Genomic DNA, 16575 nt, shown 5'->3' with positions numbered 1-16575 from the left:
CACCGGTGTCAATTAGAAGGTTAACCGGTGTCAATTCCGGAAATATATGCAGGCAAAGACCTGCGGGGGAAATTAGGGAGGTTTTCATGGGAATCAGTTTAACCGGCGCAAAAGGTCATATGCCATTTCGGATGAAGGCATTGCGAGCATCTTTCTTGGTATCCGCGGTCTGTTTGGTACCAGCAAATGCTTGGGCGCAAGATGCACAGCAAGAAGCAGCGCAGGATCAACGCACGGACGATGATGGAACAATCGTTGTCACCGGCGAGATATCGCGCACTATCGAGAATTCACTGGCGACCAAGCGCGACCTTTCGGTCATCGGCGATGCGATTGTCGGTGAGGATATCGGCGATTTGCCGGATCTGTCTGTTGCGGAAACGCTGGAACGTGTAGCCGGTGTCACATCGGACCGATTCAAGGGCGGTGCATCCGAACTCTCTGTTCGCGGTCTCGGCGCCTTTCTTGGAGCATCCTATTTTAACGGAAGGGAAATCTCATCGGGTAGCGATGGCCGAGATGTGAACTTTGGACAATTTCCGTCCGAACTTATTAACGGCGCGGTTGTTTATAAAACTCAGCAGGCCAGTTTCATCGAAGGCGGCGTGTCTGGCATCATCGAACTGCAGACATTACGGCCACTTGATTACGGTAAAAGCCGGCTTCAGATTCAAGGGCTGGCTGGCTATAGCGATTATGAAGATAAAGTCGTCGGCGGCAATCCGGTCAACTACCGTCTGACTGGCTCTTATGTCGATCAATTCAGCACGGGAATTGGTGAAATCGGGATTGCCATTGGCGGGCAGATCCGGCGAGATACAGCACCGGAAGACATCTTTACCAGCAGTTCGACCTATCGTCCGTGTAACACTATCGAAGGTGTGGATCGCAGTAATAACTGTTCTTTCCTGACGGATGGTGACGGGAATCCCACCGGCGCGTCTGACACTTATTTCGTATCCAATCAGTATATCTTCCGGGCTCAAGCGACAGATGCCGACCGCGATGCGGTGATCGGGAGCATTCAATGGCAGCCATCTCCTGATCTGGAATTTAATTTTGACGGGCAATATAGCTATCGGGATGATATCGAAGAGCGCGCCAATCTTGTGATTGCGGACGGGCGTCGGGATATCACGCCGATTGAGATTTCGCCGACCGGAGCATTGCTGGCATGGAGTGGTGAAAGCCGTCTGGAAAACCAGACCGTCTGGCGTCAGCGCACCGAGGAATATATTGGTCTTGGCGGCAATGTTGAATGGACCAGTGATCGTTTGATCCTGGCTGCTGACATCGGCTTTTCCCAAACCAAGCGCCGGCAGGACGAACTGGATATGCGTATCCGGACCAACAGCCGGGTCTTGTACGAAATTGATCGTCGTGGTCAGACCGTTCCGGCTTTGACGCTGACCGATGTTTCCGCGGTCGAGAATAACACAGGACTAACTTTCGATCTCGACAATCATGACCTTTACGATAACGGCGCGCGTGCAAGGCGCCGGCTTGAAAATGTCGATGATGAAATTTTTTCCGTGCGGCTCGATGCAACTTATGAAATGGAAAGCTTTCTGACATCGATCCAGGCAGGTGTTCGCTACGGCGACCGACGCCGGGTTCGCGATGATGGAATAGATTCGACACTTGACCTGCAGCCGGACGGATATTTTTCTGACGCCGCCATTGCAGCGCGCCAGGGATTTTTCCTCGTCCAAGATCTATTTGACGGCGCCGACACGCCAACCGAGGGCCTCACTTTTGCCAATTGGGATGCGCGGCCATTATTTGCTGCACTGACCGGTGACCCGGATGCAGGCTTACCAACGGGCTCTACCTTGTCAACTCAAGATGCGGATGTATCGGAGGAGACCTTTGCTGGCTATCTGCAAGCCAATTTCGACGCCGAATTATTCGGCGCACCGGTGACCGGCAATTTCGGGCTCCGCGCTATCAGGACGAAAATTTCGTCCGTTGGGGTAAGTTCAGCGCTTGTCACCAGCCCAGGTCCTGATCCAGATACGATCACCGTGACTGAGGTGGGTGATCCCATTGTGAACGTGGAAACCAACAGCTTCTGGAATTTCCTACCTAGTGCCAATATTACATTCGAGATAGCGGATGACAAATTGCTGCGATTGGCCGCCTATCGGGCGATTGCACGGCCTGATCCTGAAGCCATGTCGGCAGCATTGTCTTTTGACGATGAGGCAGATCTAGGGGATCTGGGCAGCATCGTCAGCGCCAGCGGCAACCCGTTCCTTGAGCCTCTGGAATCGTGGAACGCGGATATTTCTTTTGAATGGTATGCATCGCCGACCAGCTCTTTGGCTATCGCGGCTTATTATAAAAGCCTGCAAACCGGTTTTCAGACGGATGTTACCAACCTTACGCTGAATGTTGATGGTGCGCCGACGGATGTTGTCATCGGGCGAACCGCCAATTCGAATGACAAAAGCACACTATACGGTTTTGAGATCACTGCTCAGCATAAATTTGACTGGCTGCCTTCGCCGCTCGACGGCTTTGGTTTTCAGGCCAGCTACAACTTTGCGGATTCCAATTTCGAATTTCCGGATCCCATCGTGGTGAGCGGAAATGCGCTGGCTGATTTTACGGAACCGGCCAATATTCCCGGCTATTCCAAACATTCTGCCAACGCGACGCTCTATTACGAACATGAGCGTTTCTCGGCCCGGCTGGCGTACAAATATCGCTCCGATTATTTCAAGCCATTCCGAACGAGTGCCAACCGGTTCACGAAGGACCAAGGCTTTCTTGATTTTTCGGCCAGCTTGAATTTGATGAAAGGGGTGCAAATGCGCTTTCAGGTACTGAATATTCTCGACGAGCCCAATATTTTCTATCGCCCGACGAGCGACAGTCTTGCGCAAGCGGATTATTCCGGAACACGGTATTTCATTGGCCTACGGACGAAATTATAAGGTGCAGTCGGAGCATAAATGGCGATTCCAGATGGTGTGCGGGAGGCAAGTCTGTCAATTTCAGACATATTAGTCCGCGCCCGGCGTGAGGCAAAAACGTTGGAAGGTTTTCCCGGTGATCTGCCGGAAACACTAGAAGATGCCTATGCCGTACAGAACCAGTCTCGTCGTGCCTGGCATGACGAGGTAGGTGGCTGGAAGGTCGGGGGCGTTCCGGCCGCCTATCTTGACCGGTTTGATTCAAAGCGCCTGGTCGGCCCTATCTTCCGGCAAAATATTGTCAGGGCGGAAGTCGACGAACGTCAGTCTATGCCGGTCTATGACGGATTTGCTGCTGTTGAGGGCGAGCTGGTATTTTGCTTAGGCTCGGTGTCAGCGGAAGACCGGCTGCATATCGGGGTAGAGATTGCGAGCAGTCCGTTGCCTGCGATCAATGATATCGGTCCCATCGCGGTGATCTGTGATTTTGGCAATAATGGCGGCTTGATCGTCGGCCCGGAAATCGAGGACTGGCGGACGCTTCAAATATCCGAACTGGACGTTGTGACGGAAATTGATGGCGTGGTTTGCGGGAAATCCAATATCTCTGATTTCCCGACGGACGCGCTGGAAGCCCTATCCTTCCTTCGCGCTCATGCGGCACGGCATGATATTGCTCTTCCCGCGGGTACATTTATATCCACGGGCGCGATCACCGGCGTGCATGAAGCGCGCGCTGGATCGACATCGCAAGTCAGCTTTGGCCGGTTCGGCAGCTTGCAAATCGAGCTGATACCAGCGAAACCGATCATCTGATGAATAGGATCGATAGTCTCTCTTCCTTGCGGCAGCCCCATTTTACCAGACGGGCGGTGCTTGCGGGAGGCGCGACTTTGCTGGCGTCGTGCAGCATGAAATTATCCGGCGCGTTGACATCGGCCGATACCCATGTGGGCAGCTATCCCACCGTCCAAGCGGTCATCCGCTTTGGCGAATTGCTGAAGGAGCGGACGAATGGGAAGCTGAGCGTGCAGATGTATCCCGGCGGACAGCTGGGCAACGAACGCGACACATTGGAAATCACCACTTTCGGGGGACTGGATTTCAACCGGGTCAATCTGGCCCCGCTCAATTCCATCGAGCCGCTGACAATCGTAGCGGCCTTGCCGTTTTTGTTTGAATCGACAGAGCATATGCGCGGCGCTCTCGACGGGCCGATTGGTGATGAAATTCTGGCGTCTCTCGAACGCCATGGCTTGATCGGCTTGTGCTTCTATGACTCTGGCGCGCGCAGCTTTTATAACACGCGCGGCCCGATCCAAACGCCGGATGACATGCGCGGACTAAAGCTGCGTGTACCCGGTTCCGATCTCTATGTCGCGATGGTCAACTCGTTGGGAGCCGACGCGACACCCATGCCGCTCGACGAAGTCTATCAGTCTTTGGCCCAAGGGGTAATTGATGGCGCGGAGAATAACTGGCCGTCATTTGAGAGTGGGCGGCATTACGAGGTCGCACGCTATTACAGCCTGACCCGGCACCTGCTCGCTCCTGAAGTGTTCGTGATGTCGAAGATCAGCTGGGACAAGCTGAGTTCCGAGGAGCAGGCCATTGTTCGCCAATCCGCACGCGATTCCGTGCCGTATATGCGGCAACTTTGGGACGAACAGGTTGAACGCAGCCGCAAGACAGTCTTGGCCTCCGGCGTATCGGTGAATGAAGTCGATCCTGCGCTCTTTACCGACAAAATGACCGGTATGTGGGACAGCTTCGTCACGACGTCCAAACAGCGTGAACTGGTCGATCGCATGTTGTCCATGCGAACGGGGAAAAGCTAATGCTGGATAAGGCATCAGACTGGTTGATCCGGCTCGGTGCAGCGGGGCTGGTCATAATGACGGCCGTGATTGGCTGGCAGGTGTTCGGGCGTTTTGTTCTGCAATCTAGCCCCTCCTGGTCAGAGCAGGCCGCCTTGTTGCTGATGATCTGGTATGTCCTGTTCGCAGCGGCGGCTGGCGTGCGCGAAGGGTTTCACATCCGCATTGCGCTGCTTGAGGATATGAGCTCGCCCGCGATGGCTCGCAGAATACGAATGGTCATCCATTGTCTCGTTGCGTTGTTTGGTATTATTTTGTTCGTTTACGGTTCGCAGCTGGTCTGGTTGGTGCGCGATCACGTCATTCCTTCCCTCGGTCTCAGCCGCGGATTTGCTTATATTCCGCTACCGGTTTCCGGTTTTCTCATGGCCATATTCGCGCTTTTCCATGCCCGTGATGAATGGCGCGGAAATACAACCGGAGAGGATGTCTGATGGAAATTCTCGTTCTTCTGGGCGCTTTGTTGTTACTATTACTGCTCGGCGTGCCTGTAGCTTATGCATTGCTCGGCTCAGCTTTGGCCATTTTTTTGGTCATCGACATCCCGCTGGTGGTTGCGGTGCAACGGATGGCTGCCGGGATTAGCGTGTTCACGCTTATGGCGATTCCGTTTTTCATATTTGCCGGTGATCTGATGTATCGCGCCGGGATAGCGGACCGGCTGGTGCAGGTCGCCGATGCGGCCTTTGGGCGCGTGCGCGGTGGACTGGGCTTGGTGGATGTTGGTGCCTCGATGATGTTCGGTGCTGTCTCTGGTTCAGCCATAGCCAGCGCATCGGCGATTGGCTCGACCATGGTCCCGCTGATGAAAGACAAAGGATATCCGGCGGACTATGCCGTCAATGTGACGGTGACGGCCGCTGTGGTTGGCCTGCTTATCCCGCCATCTCATAATATGATCATTTACGCAGCAGCTTCCGGCATGGGCGTGTCCATTGGCGACCTGTTTCTGGCTGGCATCGTCCCGGGTTTGCTAACCGGACTGATGCTGATGCTGACCACCTGGATTGTCGCCCGCCGCCGCGGATTGCCTAGGGGCATTTTCCCTGGCTGGCGCAAATTCTTGCGCGCTCTGGTCTACGCCATACCGGGATTGATGACCGGTGTCATCATCATGGGCGGCATATTGAGCGGAATATTCACGCCAACGGAATCCTCTGCCATCGCTGTTATCTATACTGCCATCGTGGGAGCATTGGTCTATCGCAGTCTTGGGTGGAAAGGCTTTGCCGAAGCGGCGCAGAAATCAGTTCGAACGGCATCAATGGTGCTGTTTATTATCGCTGCCGCAACCGCCTTTGGATTTGCATTGGCGCTGCTCGAAGTGCCGGCCCAGTTGGCGGCGCTGATCGGCCTGATGACAGATAACCCGATCCTGACATTGCTGATCATCAACATCATGTTGCTGGCGCTTGGCACCTTCATGGACATGGCGCCGCTGATCGTCATCACGACACCGATATTTCTGCCTGTCGCCGTGGAAGTTGGGGTTGATCCGGTACATTTCGGGATTATCCTGATGCTCAATCTCGGCATTGGTCTGGTGACACCGCCGGTGGGATCCGTACTGTTTGTCGGCTCGGCTGTGGGCAAAACCCCGGTGCCAATTCTGGTGAAAACGATCTGGCCCTTTTATATGACGTTAATCGTTGCATTGGGCCTGATCAGCTTTGTCCCGGCTCTCTCATTGGCCCTGCCCCAGGCATTTTAAGATTCGGTACAAGCTGCGCTTGACCTGAGCCGCTGCCCTATTGATAAGGACATGATGACGCAGAGGGGTAATTCAACGATTAACGACGTGGCACGATTAGCCAAGGTCTCAAAGAAGACCGTGAGCCGGGTCATCAATAAATCGTCGCTGCTCAGCGAGAAAACCCGCCAGCATGTCGAAAAAGTTATCGAGGAAATTGGCTATGTGCCCAATCCTCAAGCCCGCGCCCTTGCCCTGCGTCGTAATTTTGTCATCGCGGTCATTCACGATAACCCGAATGCTCAGTTCCTGGTCAGTGTACAAAAGGGCATTCTCGAAGGGATTAAGGGGACAGAATTTGGCCTGATGGTGCAGCCCGTGGACCGAAATTCGCCCACGATCGAAAAGGAGATCAAAGATTTTCTGGAGCGGCAACGTCCCTACGGTGTTGTTCTGCTACCGCCTATTTCCGATAATGATGCACTGGCGGAACTGTGCGCAAGCTATGGCACACGTTATGTCCGGATGGCTTCGGTTGAACTGGACACGCCGGAACATATGGTTACTTCGAATGACAGAGCGCCAGTCCATGAGGCCGTAAGCTATCTCATTGAAGTCGGTCACAAGAAAATTGCACTTGTCGAAGGACCGAAAGGCTTTATTTCGGCCGCGGAACGGCGGGCCGGCTATGAGCAAGCCATGGCTGATGCCGGGCTGGAGGTCGAGCCTTGGATGATCGAACCTGGAAGCTATACTTTTGAATCCGGTGTAACAGCCGGGCTGGCGCTTCTAGATGGGAAAACCCGGCCAACGGCGGTGTTTGTTTCCAATGATGAAATGGCGATTGGCGTTATGATTGCGGCGCGTCGGCGCGGAATCGAAATTCCGCGCGGACTTTCGATTGTCGGCTTTGATGATACTCCGCTGTCGAGCCATGTTTGGCCAGCACTGACAACCGTGCACTGGCCGATAGTCGATATGGCAAGGTCGGCCGCCCTTAAATTGATCAGCGGACCCGGAGAGATCCCGATAGAGGAGACAAGTCTATCCTCTTCACTGATCAAACGTGATTCCGTCGTCGGTCCACCAGAAAACTAGAAAATCGGATCGACATCTCAGGTAAAACTCTGCTTGCATCTAGTTATGACACCGGTTACCTAATTGATAAACGACAACGGTTGGTCTTCGGATCAACGAACGTGCGTCGCCAGCTAGACACAGAGAGAGAAGTTATGAAAATTGCACTGATCAGCGAGAACAGCCAAGCCGCCAAAAATGGCATCATTCACGAGGCGCTAACCTCGGTCGCCGAACCCTTCGGCCATGAAGTTTACAATTATGGTATGTACACCGCAGAGGACAGCGCACAGCTGACCTATGTGATGAACGGTCTCCTGACCGGGATTCTTCTAAATTCCAAGGCCGTGGATTTTGTCGTGACGGGCTGCGGCACAGGCATGGGATCGATGCTGGCTTGCAATGCGATGCCTGGCGTATTCTGCGGTTTGGTTATCGATCCGACCGATGCGTTCCTGTTTAACCGGATCAATGACGGCAATGCTATTTCCATGCCTTATGCCAAGGGTTTCGGCTGGGCGGCTGAGTTGAACTTGCAGGATTGCTATCGCAAATTGTTCGAGGAAGAAGGTGGCATTGGCTATCCTAAAGAACGCGCCGAGATCATGGCCAAGAATCGCGGTATCCTCTCGCAGATGAAAGATGTCACCTGCAACGATATGCTGACCGTACTGAAAAATGTCGATCAGGACCTTTTGAAAGCCGCAATCGCGGGCGAGAAATTCGAAGACTATTTCTACGCCAATTCCCAGGATGACGAGATTAGCGGCTACCTCCGTAGTCTTTAAGACCGGCGGAAACAAACGGAAGCGAGGGGATAAGCATGTCGAACAGTTACTTTGACCTGACAGGGAAAGTCGCCATCGTGACCGGTGCCAACACCGGCATCGGCCAGGGCATCGCTGTTGCCTTGGCAGAGGCTGGTGCTGACATCGCGTTGGTTGGCCGTACCGATGCCAATGAGACCGCCGAGAAAATACACGCAGTCGGAAGAAAAGCTGAACTGATCCGGGCGGATTTGTCGACGACCGAACCTTGTGAAAATATTGTCAGCACTGCGCAGGATGCCCTTGGTGGACTGGACATATTGGTCAACAATGCCGGAATTATTCGCCGCAATGACGCTCTCGACTTTACCGAAGATGACTGGGACTCGGTCATGGATACCAATCTCAAAAGCCTGTTCTTTCTGTCACAGGCTGCGGCCAAGGTGATGGTCGAAAACGGCGGCGGAAAGATCATAAACATCGCCTCCATGCTGACTTTTCAAGGCGGCATAAGAGTTGCGAGCTATACGGCGTCGAAGAGCGGGGTGGGCGGGCTGACCAAGCTGCTTGCCAACGAATGGGCGGCCAGGGGCATCAACGTCAATGCGATCGCACCGGGATATATCGCGACCAACAACACCGCCGCCTTGCAAGCTGATGAGCAGCGCAATGCCGAAATTCTCGGACGCATCCCGGCCAGCCGGTGGGGCGATCCGGACGATCTCGGCGGCGCGGCAGTATTTTTGAGCTCTGACGCAGCCAATTATGTGCACGGCCATATTTTGGCGGTAGATGGCGGCTGGCTAGCTCGGTGACCGCGGGGCTAGCCTCTTTGATGCTGGCTCTGTCGGCAGCGCAGGCAAGTTCGGGCGCCGCGGACCAGGTGCCCATCAATTCTTTCAAACCGGCGCCCGATCAGCCTGCATGTCAGGGTAGCAAGGGCTATGCTGATGCCTTTGAAGGGCGTCGAACATTTCTCTGGCGGCCCCAATGGCTGCGCGCCATTCAGGCGGACGAACAGGCGCGGGCTACTGCTGTCCAAGCCGCTGACAAAGCTTTGCGGAGCTCGCTCTACAGCGTTACGGACAAACCAAAGCCGGCTCCGGGCGCGACCGCCCATGACTATGCGTCCATCGGGCCTTATTGGTGGCCGGATCCAGCAAAGAAGTCGGGCCTGCCGTACATAAGGCGCGATGGACAGGTGAACCCCCAGCGCAACGGGCCGGAATTTGACAAAGACAGGCTGCGCCGGTTCAGCAATGATGCGAAGGATTTAGCGCTCGCTTATTATGTGACCGGTGAAGAAAAATATGCCGAGCAAGCTGCACGCATGTTGCGGACTTGGTTCATAACACCTGCGACCCGGATGAACCCCAGTTTCAATTTTGCTCAAGGCATACCAGGTAAAGTTAATGGTCGCGCGGAAGGCATTATCGAAGCCTCTCATCTGTCGACGATCATCGAAGCGATTGGATTGTTGCGGCCTTCTACGGCTCTGAGCAAAGCCGAACATCAAGCCATTGAGCAATGGTATCGTGACTTTGCCACCTGGATGGCAACGAGCGAAAATGGCACGACCGAAATGCGCAAGGGCAATAATCACGGCATATTTTTCGACTATTATCTGGCCCATTTTGCGCTCTATGCACGGCTGGAAAATGTTACAGAGAATATCGTAACGGCCTTTCCACAGCACAGACTGGCCAGACAGATGGACCGCCGTGGTCGTTTTATCGCTGAACTGAAACGCACCCGCAGCTGGCATTATTCGCACTATGTTGTTGAAGGGACAACAAAACTCGCGACGATCGCTGAATGCGTTGATCTGGACCTTTGGACTTACGAACTGCCTGACGGAAGAGGCATTCCAACCGCACGCAGCTTCCTCGCAAAATATTGGGATGGGGAAATGGAATGGCCGTTCCAGGATATCGATCACCGGAAAGCAAATAGCAGCCCAAAGATATCGAAAACGGTCAAGGCAGTGCAAATATTGGTCGGCTATTCCAATCGCTCCAGCGCGAGCCAAGAACGTGAAACTGTTCGGTTTCTTCCTTAGCAGAAGGACAATCGATGGAGAGCCCATAGTGGTGTCTTAGGATATAGGCTCCTTACCCTCTCCGTGATAAAGTTGCACTACGAGACGGGGGTCACGAGTGCACAATGTAAGAGTGATGGGTTTCTTGTCGGTGACTTCCAATCCGATATGTTGGACAATTTACCGATGATCATGGGCACCGACAATTATCGCCTGATTGATTTTTCATTCTTCTATGGAAACATTCGAAAAAAACGCACGGGACAGAGTTAAAGCGTTTCTTACCATAGAGTGATTGCCCAAATATCAAAAAGGCCGGAATTTGCATCCGGCCTTTCTATACCGTTTAATTTTTGAACCTAGCGCTGCGGCTTGTAGCCGGCATTGGCCATTTCATTCCGGCCAACGACCATATGGTGGACCTCATCCGGTCCGTCTGCGAGGCGCAAGGTTCTTTGATTGGCATATAGCCGGGACAGCGGTGTCCATTGCGACACACCGGCGGCACCGTGAATCTGGATCGCTTCATCGATGATCCGGCAGGTAATCTCTGGGACATAGGCCTTGACCATGGACACCCAGACGCGGGCCTGTTTGTTGCCCATCACATCCATCGCCTTGGCCGCTTTCAGGACCATGAGCCGCATGGCTTCGATATCAATGCGTGCGCGTGAAATGACTTCGAGATTCTTGCCGAGCAGCGCTAAAGGCTGGCCAAAGGCTTCCCGGCTGCCGCCGCGGTGAATCATCAGGTCCAGCGCCCGTTCTGCGACACCGACAGAGCGCATGCAGTGGTGGATACGTCCGGGGCCAAGGCGAAGTTGTGATATTTCAAAACCGCGCCCTTCGCCCAATAGGATATTTTCCTCCGGCACCCGCACATCGTTAAACTTGATATGCATATGACCGTGAGGGGCGTCGTCATCGCCAAACACATGCATGGGGCCCACAATTTCAACACCGGGTGTATCAATCGGTACCAGAATTTGGGATTGCTGCGAATGGGACGGACCATCCGGGTTGGTGCGGACCATGGTGATCATCACCTTGCAACGCGGATCGCCTGCGCCGGAAATATAGAATTTCTCGCCGTTGATGACCCACTCACCCTTTTCGAGAACCGCTTCGGTCCGAATATTCCGCGCGTCCGAAGACGGATGGCCGGGCTCGGTCATAGCAAAGGCCGAGCGGATTTTACCTTCGAGCAGAGGTACGAGCCATTCCTGTTTCTGGGCCGTCGTGCCCACCCGCTCCAGCACTTCCATATTGCCGGTATCGGGCGCGCTGCAATTCATGCATTCGGACGCCAGAGAATTTTGGCCCAGCACGCCTGCGATGAAGGCATAATCAAGGTTCTTTAAACCTTCGCCTGACTCGGCATCGGGCAGAAAGAAATTCCAGAGACCCTGCGTCCGCGCTTTGTCCTTTACGCCTTCCAGCAATTCCAGTTGACCGGGAACATAGCTCCAGCGATCCTCACGCCCTTCACCCATCTTGAAAAACTGCTCGGTAATCGGGTCGACTTCTTCGGTGACGAAGCGCTTGACCTTGTCATAGAGCACGCGGCCCTCGTCGGACATGCGCAGATCGTTCATTTCAGAATCGTTGGGATCTTGGATCATTATGTTTCCTTTTCCAGGGTGATGGGACGGTCATGTCCACATAGGGGTTGATGAAAACGCGAGTCGCCATTTAGTTCATTATTGAACTATATCATAACGGACGAAGATGGCAATATCACTGATATACCTGCAAAAATGGGCAAAATACGCTATCTCTGCCTGAACGCGAAATAATTTATAATTCACCTATAAACTTATAATCGGTTCACAAATGACCGGAAATAGGGTAGCGTTTCGCCATGACGGCAAGACACCTCAGATTCTATTCGCGGCTGCAAATAGCGGCGCATGTGCTCAAGAAAAACTCTGATCGCCGGTTGCTAGAGGTGGCAGGCGTCACGACCGCGCAGATGTCGGCCCTGGGGATTATCGCTTCGGAAGAGACCACGACCCAGACGCGGTTGGCGGCGGAACTGGGGCTGAATGACTCCGCTATTACTGCGATGGTGCGGCGATTAATTGATCTGAAAATGGTGGCACGGGTGCGCGATGATAAAGATGGTCGGGCTTGGCTGCTCAAACTGACAAAGACCGGGGCTGGAGCGGTCAAGAAGGCAGAGTCCATAACCGATCAAACCAGTGCCAAGGTTGATGAATTGCTGGGCGAGAAAACAATTGCAACGGTGGTTGCGGCGATGGAACTGATCATTAATGATACGGATTGAGGGTCAAACATCATGGCAAACCAATGCGTCCACTTTCTGATATTCACTGATCTTGATGGCACTTTGCTGGATCATCATAGCTATTCAGCAAAGCCCGCGGATCACCTGGTCCGGCAATTGCGCGATCAATCGATGGCGGATATCATACCGATCACCAGCAAGACGCGTTCGGAATTGCAAGCGCTGGAACAATCGATCCCGATCAGTGGCGCGGTGAGCGTGACCGAAAACGGGTCCGTCATCCACGCTCCTGATGGAGCGCCTTTTGCACAAGACGAACATTCGCATATCGTGATCATGGGCGTCGAATATGGCCGGATATTGGACCAGGTAAATGGGCTGCCGCAGCATTTACGCCAGCATATCACCGGTTTTGCAGATATGTCGGTACAAGCTGTGGCGGAGGCCACCGGGCTTCCCATCGAAGATGCACAGCGAGCCAAAGAGCGGGAGGCAACCGAGCCATTTCTCTGGTCTGGTTCAGATGCCGCCTATTCAGAATTGGAAGCGGCTATGGCCAAGGCTGATATTCGGATTCAACGCGGCGGACGATTTTATCACTTCACCGGCCAGGCGACCAAGGAACAGGCAATGAAGACGGTCGTCCGTGCCTTTCAAAGCAGCAGACCGGAATTAGAATTGGTGTCTATTGCCCTAGGTGATGGCCCCAATGATCTCGGCATGATTGAGGCCGCTGATATTGGCGTCATCATGCCGAACGTGGACGGGGTCGCGATTATATCGACCAAATCGCATGTCCGCACCGCCGCAGGGCCCGGGCCGCATGGCTGGGTCGCGGCAATTCAGGACATATTGCAAAAATATGGTTTAACCCTGCCTGAAACATGATTAGGCATTGGCCTAGACATTATAGGGACGCACATGGCCGATTTTCATCAAAATGGTATAATTTCCACGCTTCACAATTTGACCGATCGGTCGACCGAGTCATTGGAAGCAGACTTGATGAACTTCCGGTCCGCCAATCCCATGGCGCTGGTGCTACCCAGCCTGTTTTCCGAGCTGGAAGGCCCGGCGCTGGAACATATTGTCGATGAATTGGCAGGGGTGCCTTATCTCGATGATATTATTATTGGACTCGACCGGGCCGATAAAGACCAGTTCGCCTATGCCAAAAGCTATTTCTCCCGCTTGCCGCAGCGCCATCACATCTTGTGGAATAGTGGGCCGCGGCTGACCGCTCTCGACGAGGAACTGAAAGAACATGGCCTGTCACCGGCGCAGCCAGGCAAGGGGCGCAATGTCTGGTTCTGCTTTGGCTATTTTCTGTCGGCCACCAACGCTCAGGTTGTCGGTCTGCACGATTGCGACATTTTGACCTACGATCGGGCGCTGCTGGCGCGGTTAATGTATCCGGTTGCCAATCCAACTTTTCCCTATGTTTTTTCCAAGGGCTATTATGCGCGGACAACCGAAGAGAAGTTCAACGGCCGGGTCGTGCGGCTGTTGATCGGGCCGCTGCTCGCTGCGCTGAAGAAGGTATGCGAACCCAATGACTATATCACTTATCTCAATAGCTTTCGCTATGCTTTGGCCGGTGAGTTTGCGATGGGACGACAGGTGGTCAAGAATATCCGCATCCCGTCCGACTGGGGGCTGGAGGTCGGCGTTCTTTCAGAAGTGTGGCGCAACCATTCGACCCAGTCCATTTGTCAGGTCGAGATAGCTGATAATTATGACCACAAGCATCAATCGGTTTCGCACGATAATCCGGAACGCGGATTGTCTAAGATGAGCATCGATATTACCAAATCCATCTTCCGTAAGCTCGCCACCGATGGACAAATTTTCTCGCAAGGGACGTTTCGTACGCTTAAAGCGACCTATTTCCGGATCGCGCTCGACCGGATCGAAACCTTTTACAATGATGCCGTGATGAACGGGCTGACGCTTGATCGCCATGAAGAAGAGACCACCGTGGAGCTGTTCGCGCAAAATATTATGACGGCCGGTGAGGTCTTTCTGGAATCGCCGAACGAAACGCCATTCATGGCCAACTGGAACCGGATTAACAGCGCTATTCCCGACTTCACCGATCGTTTCAAAGAAGCCGTGAGGCTGGATAATGAAGGTTAGTCCAGCTGTGGTTTGACGTTGGTAATCCACACAGACTGATAAGGGGACAAGGAAAAATCCCCTTCGATATCAGCAACAGCTTGACCGGAAATCAAATCCCACCAGACATCCCCTGCGATCAGGTTAATATCTGCCAGTGCCAGGATCTTTTCGCCGTTCGTCACATTGGTCACCGCGAAAATACTTTGCTTGCGATCCTGGCTTTGCCTCCAGATGCCGAATAAGCCTTCAGGCAAGGCCAGTGTGAATTGCACGGCATTGGGGTGAAAGGCGGATTGTTTTTTTCGGATTTCGATCAGACCGAGGAAACGGTTGAAGACAGTGGCTTCAACCGTCCCGGGATTATCAAGCTTGTCGCTTATGTCGTCATAGTCCAGCCGTCGTCGGTTGATCGAGCGGTTCTGACCGGTCAGATTGACTTCTTCATAACCATTGGGCGTGGCAAGCAGGCTGTGAATATAGATGGCCGGAATGCCTTCCAGCGACAGCATGATTGCCATTGCAGCCATGAACCGGTCAATCTGGTGATCGTCCGGACCATCAAGCGTGCCTTGCATCGCCTCGAAATAAGAGATGTTCATCTCATAAGGCTTTTCGGTTCCGCCGGGACCACGTCGCATCGAAAGGCGGCCACCAAAGCCTTGGATCGCCGTCAGCATTTGATCGACCTCACCTTGCGGCAATACGCCTTCGGTCGGACGCAGACCAATGCCATCATGGCTGGCCGTAAAGTTCAGGTAAGTACAGCCGGTCAATGCGGGCGGATTGCTTCGCGTCAGGCGCTTGAGGTAAAGTGCATCACCGGTCAGCAGCGCGTGGACGAGCAGCGGTGGCAGCGAGAAATTATAGATGACATGCGCTTCATTCTGGTTGCCGAAATAGGTCAGGTTTTCATGATTGGGGATGTTGGTTTCGGTGATGATGATCAGCGTTTCGGCATGATGGTCCATCAAGGTCCGCAATAGCCGGATGACCTCGTGGGTTTCATCGAGATTGATCGAGGGCGTACCGATTTTCTTCCACAGAAAAGCAATGGCATCAAGCCGGAATATCCGCACACCATGAGCGATATAGTCTGCGATAATTTTTACAAATTCACACAATAGGTCAGGGTTGGTAAAGTCGAAATCGAGTTGATCCGCGCTGAACGTGCTCCAGACATTGCGATCTCCCGCTGCGGTGCGAAAGGGCGTGAGCAACGGATGGGAGCGCGGGCGCACCACTTGCCCCAGATCCGCAGCTGGATCGGCCGTGTAATAATAATCTTTGCCCGGTGCTTGGTCGGACAAAAATTGCTGAAACCAGGTTGATTTGCTTGATCCATGATTGATCACCAGATCGGCCATCAAGCGATAATCACCGGCAATGGTTTCGATGTCGGACCAGTCCCCAAGCGCCTCATCGACCTGCAGATAATCGATCACGGCAAAGCCATCATCGGAGCTGTAGGGAAAGAACGGCAGGATGTGCACCATGCCGATGGTCTGGCCAATATGTGTCCTCAAGAACCGGTGCAAGCTATGCAGCGGCTTTTCGCCGTCCGACCGGATCGTGCCGCCATAGGTGATGAGCGCAATATCGCTTTCATCCCAGAGATGCTTGTCGGCAATATGCTCTCGCTTGATCATCTGATCCCGGTCGGGCCAGAACAGGTCGATAATCCGGTCAGCCAGTGCATCGATATCATGATCGGGGCTATCATGATCGGGATAGAGGATGCTCAATTGCGCAGACAGGCGGCTGTGCAGATGGTCGAGTGTTGCGCGATCATTCATATTGGGGATCAACCTCCGAAAAGTCGCTTGACCGCGATGGGACAATCGG

At 53.6% G+C, this 16575-nt stretch carries 14 protein-coding genes; 12 read left to right on the top strand and 2 right to left on the bottom strand.

The window, feature by feature from the left end; translation table 11 throughout:
- Window positions 1–86 precede the first annotated feature (86 nt).
- The 9 genes from J4G78_RS09005 (at window position 87) to J4G78_RS08965 (ending at window position 10388) form a co-directional block, all read left to right on the top strand.
- Window positions 87–2939, top strand: coding sequence for a TonB-dependent receptor (locus J4G78_RS09005; RefSeq protein ID WP_207990266.1), 2853 nt, complete (start codon window positions 87–89; stop codon window positions 2937–2939).
- 18 nt (window positions 2940–2957) lie between these two features.
- On the top strand, window positions 2958–3734 hold the full coding sequence (locus tag J4G78_RS09000; RefSeq protein WP_207990264.1) for a 2-keto-4-pentenoate hydratase: 777 nt from the start codon (window positions 2958–2960) through the stop codon (window positions 3732–3734).
- A 95-nt stretch (window positions 3735–3829) separates the two neighbouring features.
- Window positions 3830–4756, top strand: coding sequence for a TRAP transporter substrate-binding protein (locus J4G78_RS08995; RefSeq protein ID WP_243457284.1), 927 nt, complete (start codon window positions 3830–3832; stop codon window positions 4754–4756).
- A complete protein-coding gene (locus J4G78_RS08990) occupies window positions 4756–5229 on the top strand; it encodes a TRAP transporter small permease (RefSeq protein ID WP_207990260.1) in 474 nt (157 codons plus the stop codon). The genes J4G78_RS08995 and J4G78_RS08990 overlap by 1 nt, the downstream gene beginning before the upstream one ends.
- On the top strand, window positions 5229–6506 hold the full coding sequence (locus tag J4G78_RS08985; protein ID WP_207990258.1) for a TRAP transporter large permease: 1278 nt from the start codon (window positions 5229–5231) through the stop codon (window positions 6504–6506). The genes J4G78_RS08990 and J4G78_RS08985 overlap by 1 nt, the downstream gene beginning before the upstream one ends.
- Before the next feature lie 54 nt (window positions 6507–6560).
- Window positions 6561–7583 carry a LacI family DNA-binding transcriptional regulator gene (locus J4G78_RS08980; RefSeq protein ID WP_207990565.1) on the top strand — a complete coding sequence of 341 codons (1023 nt, stop codon included), beginning with the start codon at window positions 6561–6563 and terminating at the stop codon, window positions 7581–7583.
- A gap of 134 nt (window positions 7584–7717) precedes the next feature.
- Window positions 7718–8350 (top strand): RpiB/LacA/LacB family sugar-phosphate isomerase, encoded by a 633-nt coding sequence (locus tag J4G78_RS08975; protein WP_207990256.1) that lies wholly within the window; start codon window positions 7718–7720, stop codon window positions 8348–8350.
- Between the two features lie 35 nt (window positions 8351–8385).
- A complete protein-coding gene (kduD, locus tag J4G78_RS08970) occupies window positions 8386–9144 on the top strand; it encodes a 2-dehydro-3-deoxy-D-gluconate 5-dehydrogenase KduD (protein ID WP_207990254.1) in 759 nt (252 codons plus the stop codon).
- Window positions 9141–10388, top strand: a complete 1248-nt coding sequence (locus J4G78_RS08965) for an alginate lyase family protein (RefSeq protein ID WP_207990252.1) — start codon at window positions 9141–9143, stop codon at window positions 10386–10388. Before kduD ends, J4G78_RS08965 begins: the two co-directional genes overlap by 4 nt.
- A gap of 338 nt (window positions 10389–10726) precedes the next feature.
- Here J4G78_RS08965 and J4G78_RS08960 read toward each other — a convergent pair whose 3' ends face one another.
- Entirely contained in the window at window positions 10727–11989 is a 1263-nt protein-coding gene (locus J4G78_RS08960; RefSeq protein ID WP_207990251.1) for an acyl-CoA dehydrogenase family protein, read from the bottom strand.
- A gap of 239 nt (window positions 11990–12228) precedes the next feature.
- On the opposite strand from J4G78_RS08960, the gene J4G78_RS08955 reads away from it, so the two are divergent.
- The 3 genes from J4G78_RS08955 to J4G78_RS08945 are packed head-to-tail and all read left to right on the top strand — an operon-like array spanning window position 12229 to window position 14751.
- Window positions 12229–12654 carry a MarR family winged helix-turn-helix transcriptional regulator gene (locus J4G78_RS08955; RefSeq protein WP_207990249.1) on the top strand — a complete coding sequence of 142 codons (426 nt, stop codon included), beginning with the start codon at window positions 12229–12231 and terminating at the stop codon, window positions 12652–12654.
- A gap of 12 nt (window positions 12655–12666) precedes the next feature.
- On the top strand, window positions 12667–13503 hold the full coding sequence (locus J4G78_RS08950; protein ID WP_207990247.1) for an HAD-IIB family hydrolase: 837 nt from the start codon (window positions 12667–12669) through the stop codon (window positions 13501–13503).
- A 33-nt stretch (window positions 13504–13536) separates the two neighbouring features.
- Complete coding sequence (locus tag J4G78_RS08945; protein WP_207990245.1) at window positions 13537–14751, top strand: glycosyltransferase family protein; 1215 nt, start codon at window positions 13537–13539, stop codon at window positions 14749–14751.
- On the opposite strand, the gene J4G78_RS08940 is transcribed toward J4G78_RS08945, so the two are convergent.
- A complete protein-coding gene (locus J4G78_RS08940; protein WP_207990243.1) occupies window positions 14748–16526 on the bottom strand; it encodes a sugar phosphorylase in 1779 nt (592 codons plus the stop codon). The two genes, J4G78_RS08945 and J4G78_RS08940, sit on opposite strands and share 4 nt — an antisense overlap.
- Window positions 16527–16575 lie beyond the last annotated feature (49 nt).

It is taken from the genome of Parasphingorhabdus cellanae (assembly GCF_017498565.1).
Lineage (GTDB): Bacteria > Pseudomonadota > Alphaproteobacteria > Sphingomonadales > Sphingomonadaceae > Parasphingorhabdus > Parasphingorhabdus cellanae.
The sequence above is the reverse complement of the archived record's forward strand: the minus strand, read 5'-3'. Positions and strand labels throughout refer to the sequence as shown.

Bases quoted from the DNA above. Each gene is read 5' to 3' on its own strand.
- kduD (WP_207990254.1), top strand. From the start codon at position 8,386: ATGTCGAACAGTTACTTTGACCTGACAGGGAAAGTCGCCATCGTGACC.
- J4G78_RS09000 (WP_207990264.1), top strand. From the start codon at position 2,958: ATGGCGATTCCAGATGGTGTGCGGGAGGCAAGTCTGTCAATTTCAGAC.
- J4G78_RS08995 (WP_243457284.1), top strand. From the start codon at position 3,830: ATGAAATTATCCGGCGCGTTGACATCGGCCGATACCCATGTGGGCAGC.
- J4G78_RS08945 (WP_207990245.1), top strand. From the start codon at position 13,537: ATGGCCGATTTTCATCAAAATGGTATAATTTCCACGCTTCACAATTTG.
- J4G78_RS08940 (WP_207990243.1), bottom strand. From the start codon at position 16,526: ATGAATGATCGCGCAACACTCGACCATCTGCACAGCCGCCTGTCTGCG.
- J4G78_RS09005 (WP_207990266.1), top strand. From the start codon at position 87: ATGGGAATCAGTTTAACCGGCGCAAAAGGTCATATGCCATTTCGGATG.
- J4G78_RS08980 (WP_207990565.1), top strand. From the start codon at position 6,561: ATGACGCAGAGGGGTAATTCAACGATTAACGACGTGGCACGATTAGCC.
- J4G78_RS08975 (WP_207990256.1), top strand. From the start codon at position 7,718: ATGAAAATTGCACTGATCAGCGAGAACAGCCAAGCCGCCAAAAATGGC.
- J4G78_RS08950 (WP_207990247.1), top strand. From the start codon at position 12,667: ATGGCAAACCAATGCGTCCACTTTCTGATATTCACTGATCTTGATGGC.
- J4G78_RS08960 (WP_207990251.1), bottom strand. From the start codon at position 11,989: ATGATCCAAGATCCCAACGATTCTGAAATGAACGATCTGCGCATGTCC.
- J4G78_RS08985 (WP_207990258.1), top strand. From the start codon at position 5,229: ATGGAAATTCTCGTTCTTCTGGGCGCTTTGTTGTTACTATTACTGCTC.
- J4G78_RS08990 (WP_207990260.1), top strand. From the start codon at position 4,756: ATGCTGGATAAGGCATCAGACTGGTTGATCCGGCTCGGTGCAGCGGGG.
- J4G78_RS08955 (WP_207990249.1), top strand. From the start codon at position 12,229: ATGACGGCAAGACACCTCAGATTCTATTCGCGGCTGCAAATAGCGGCG.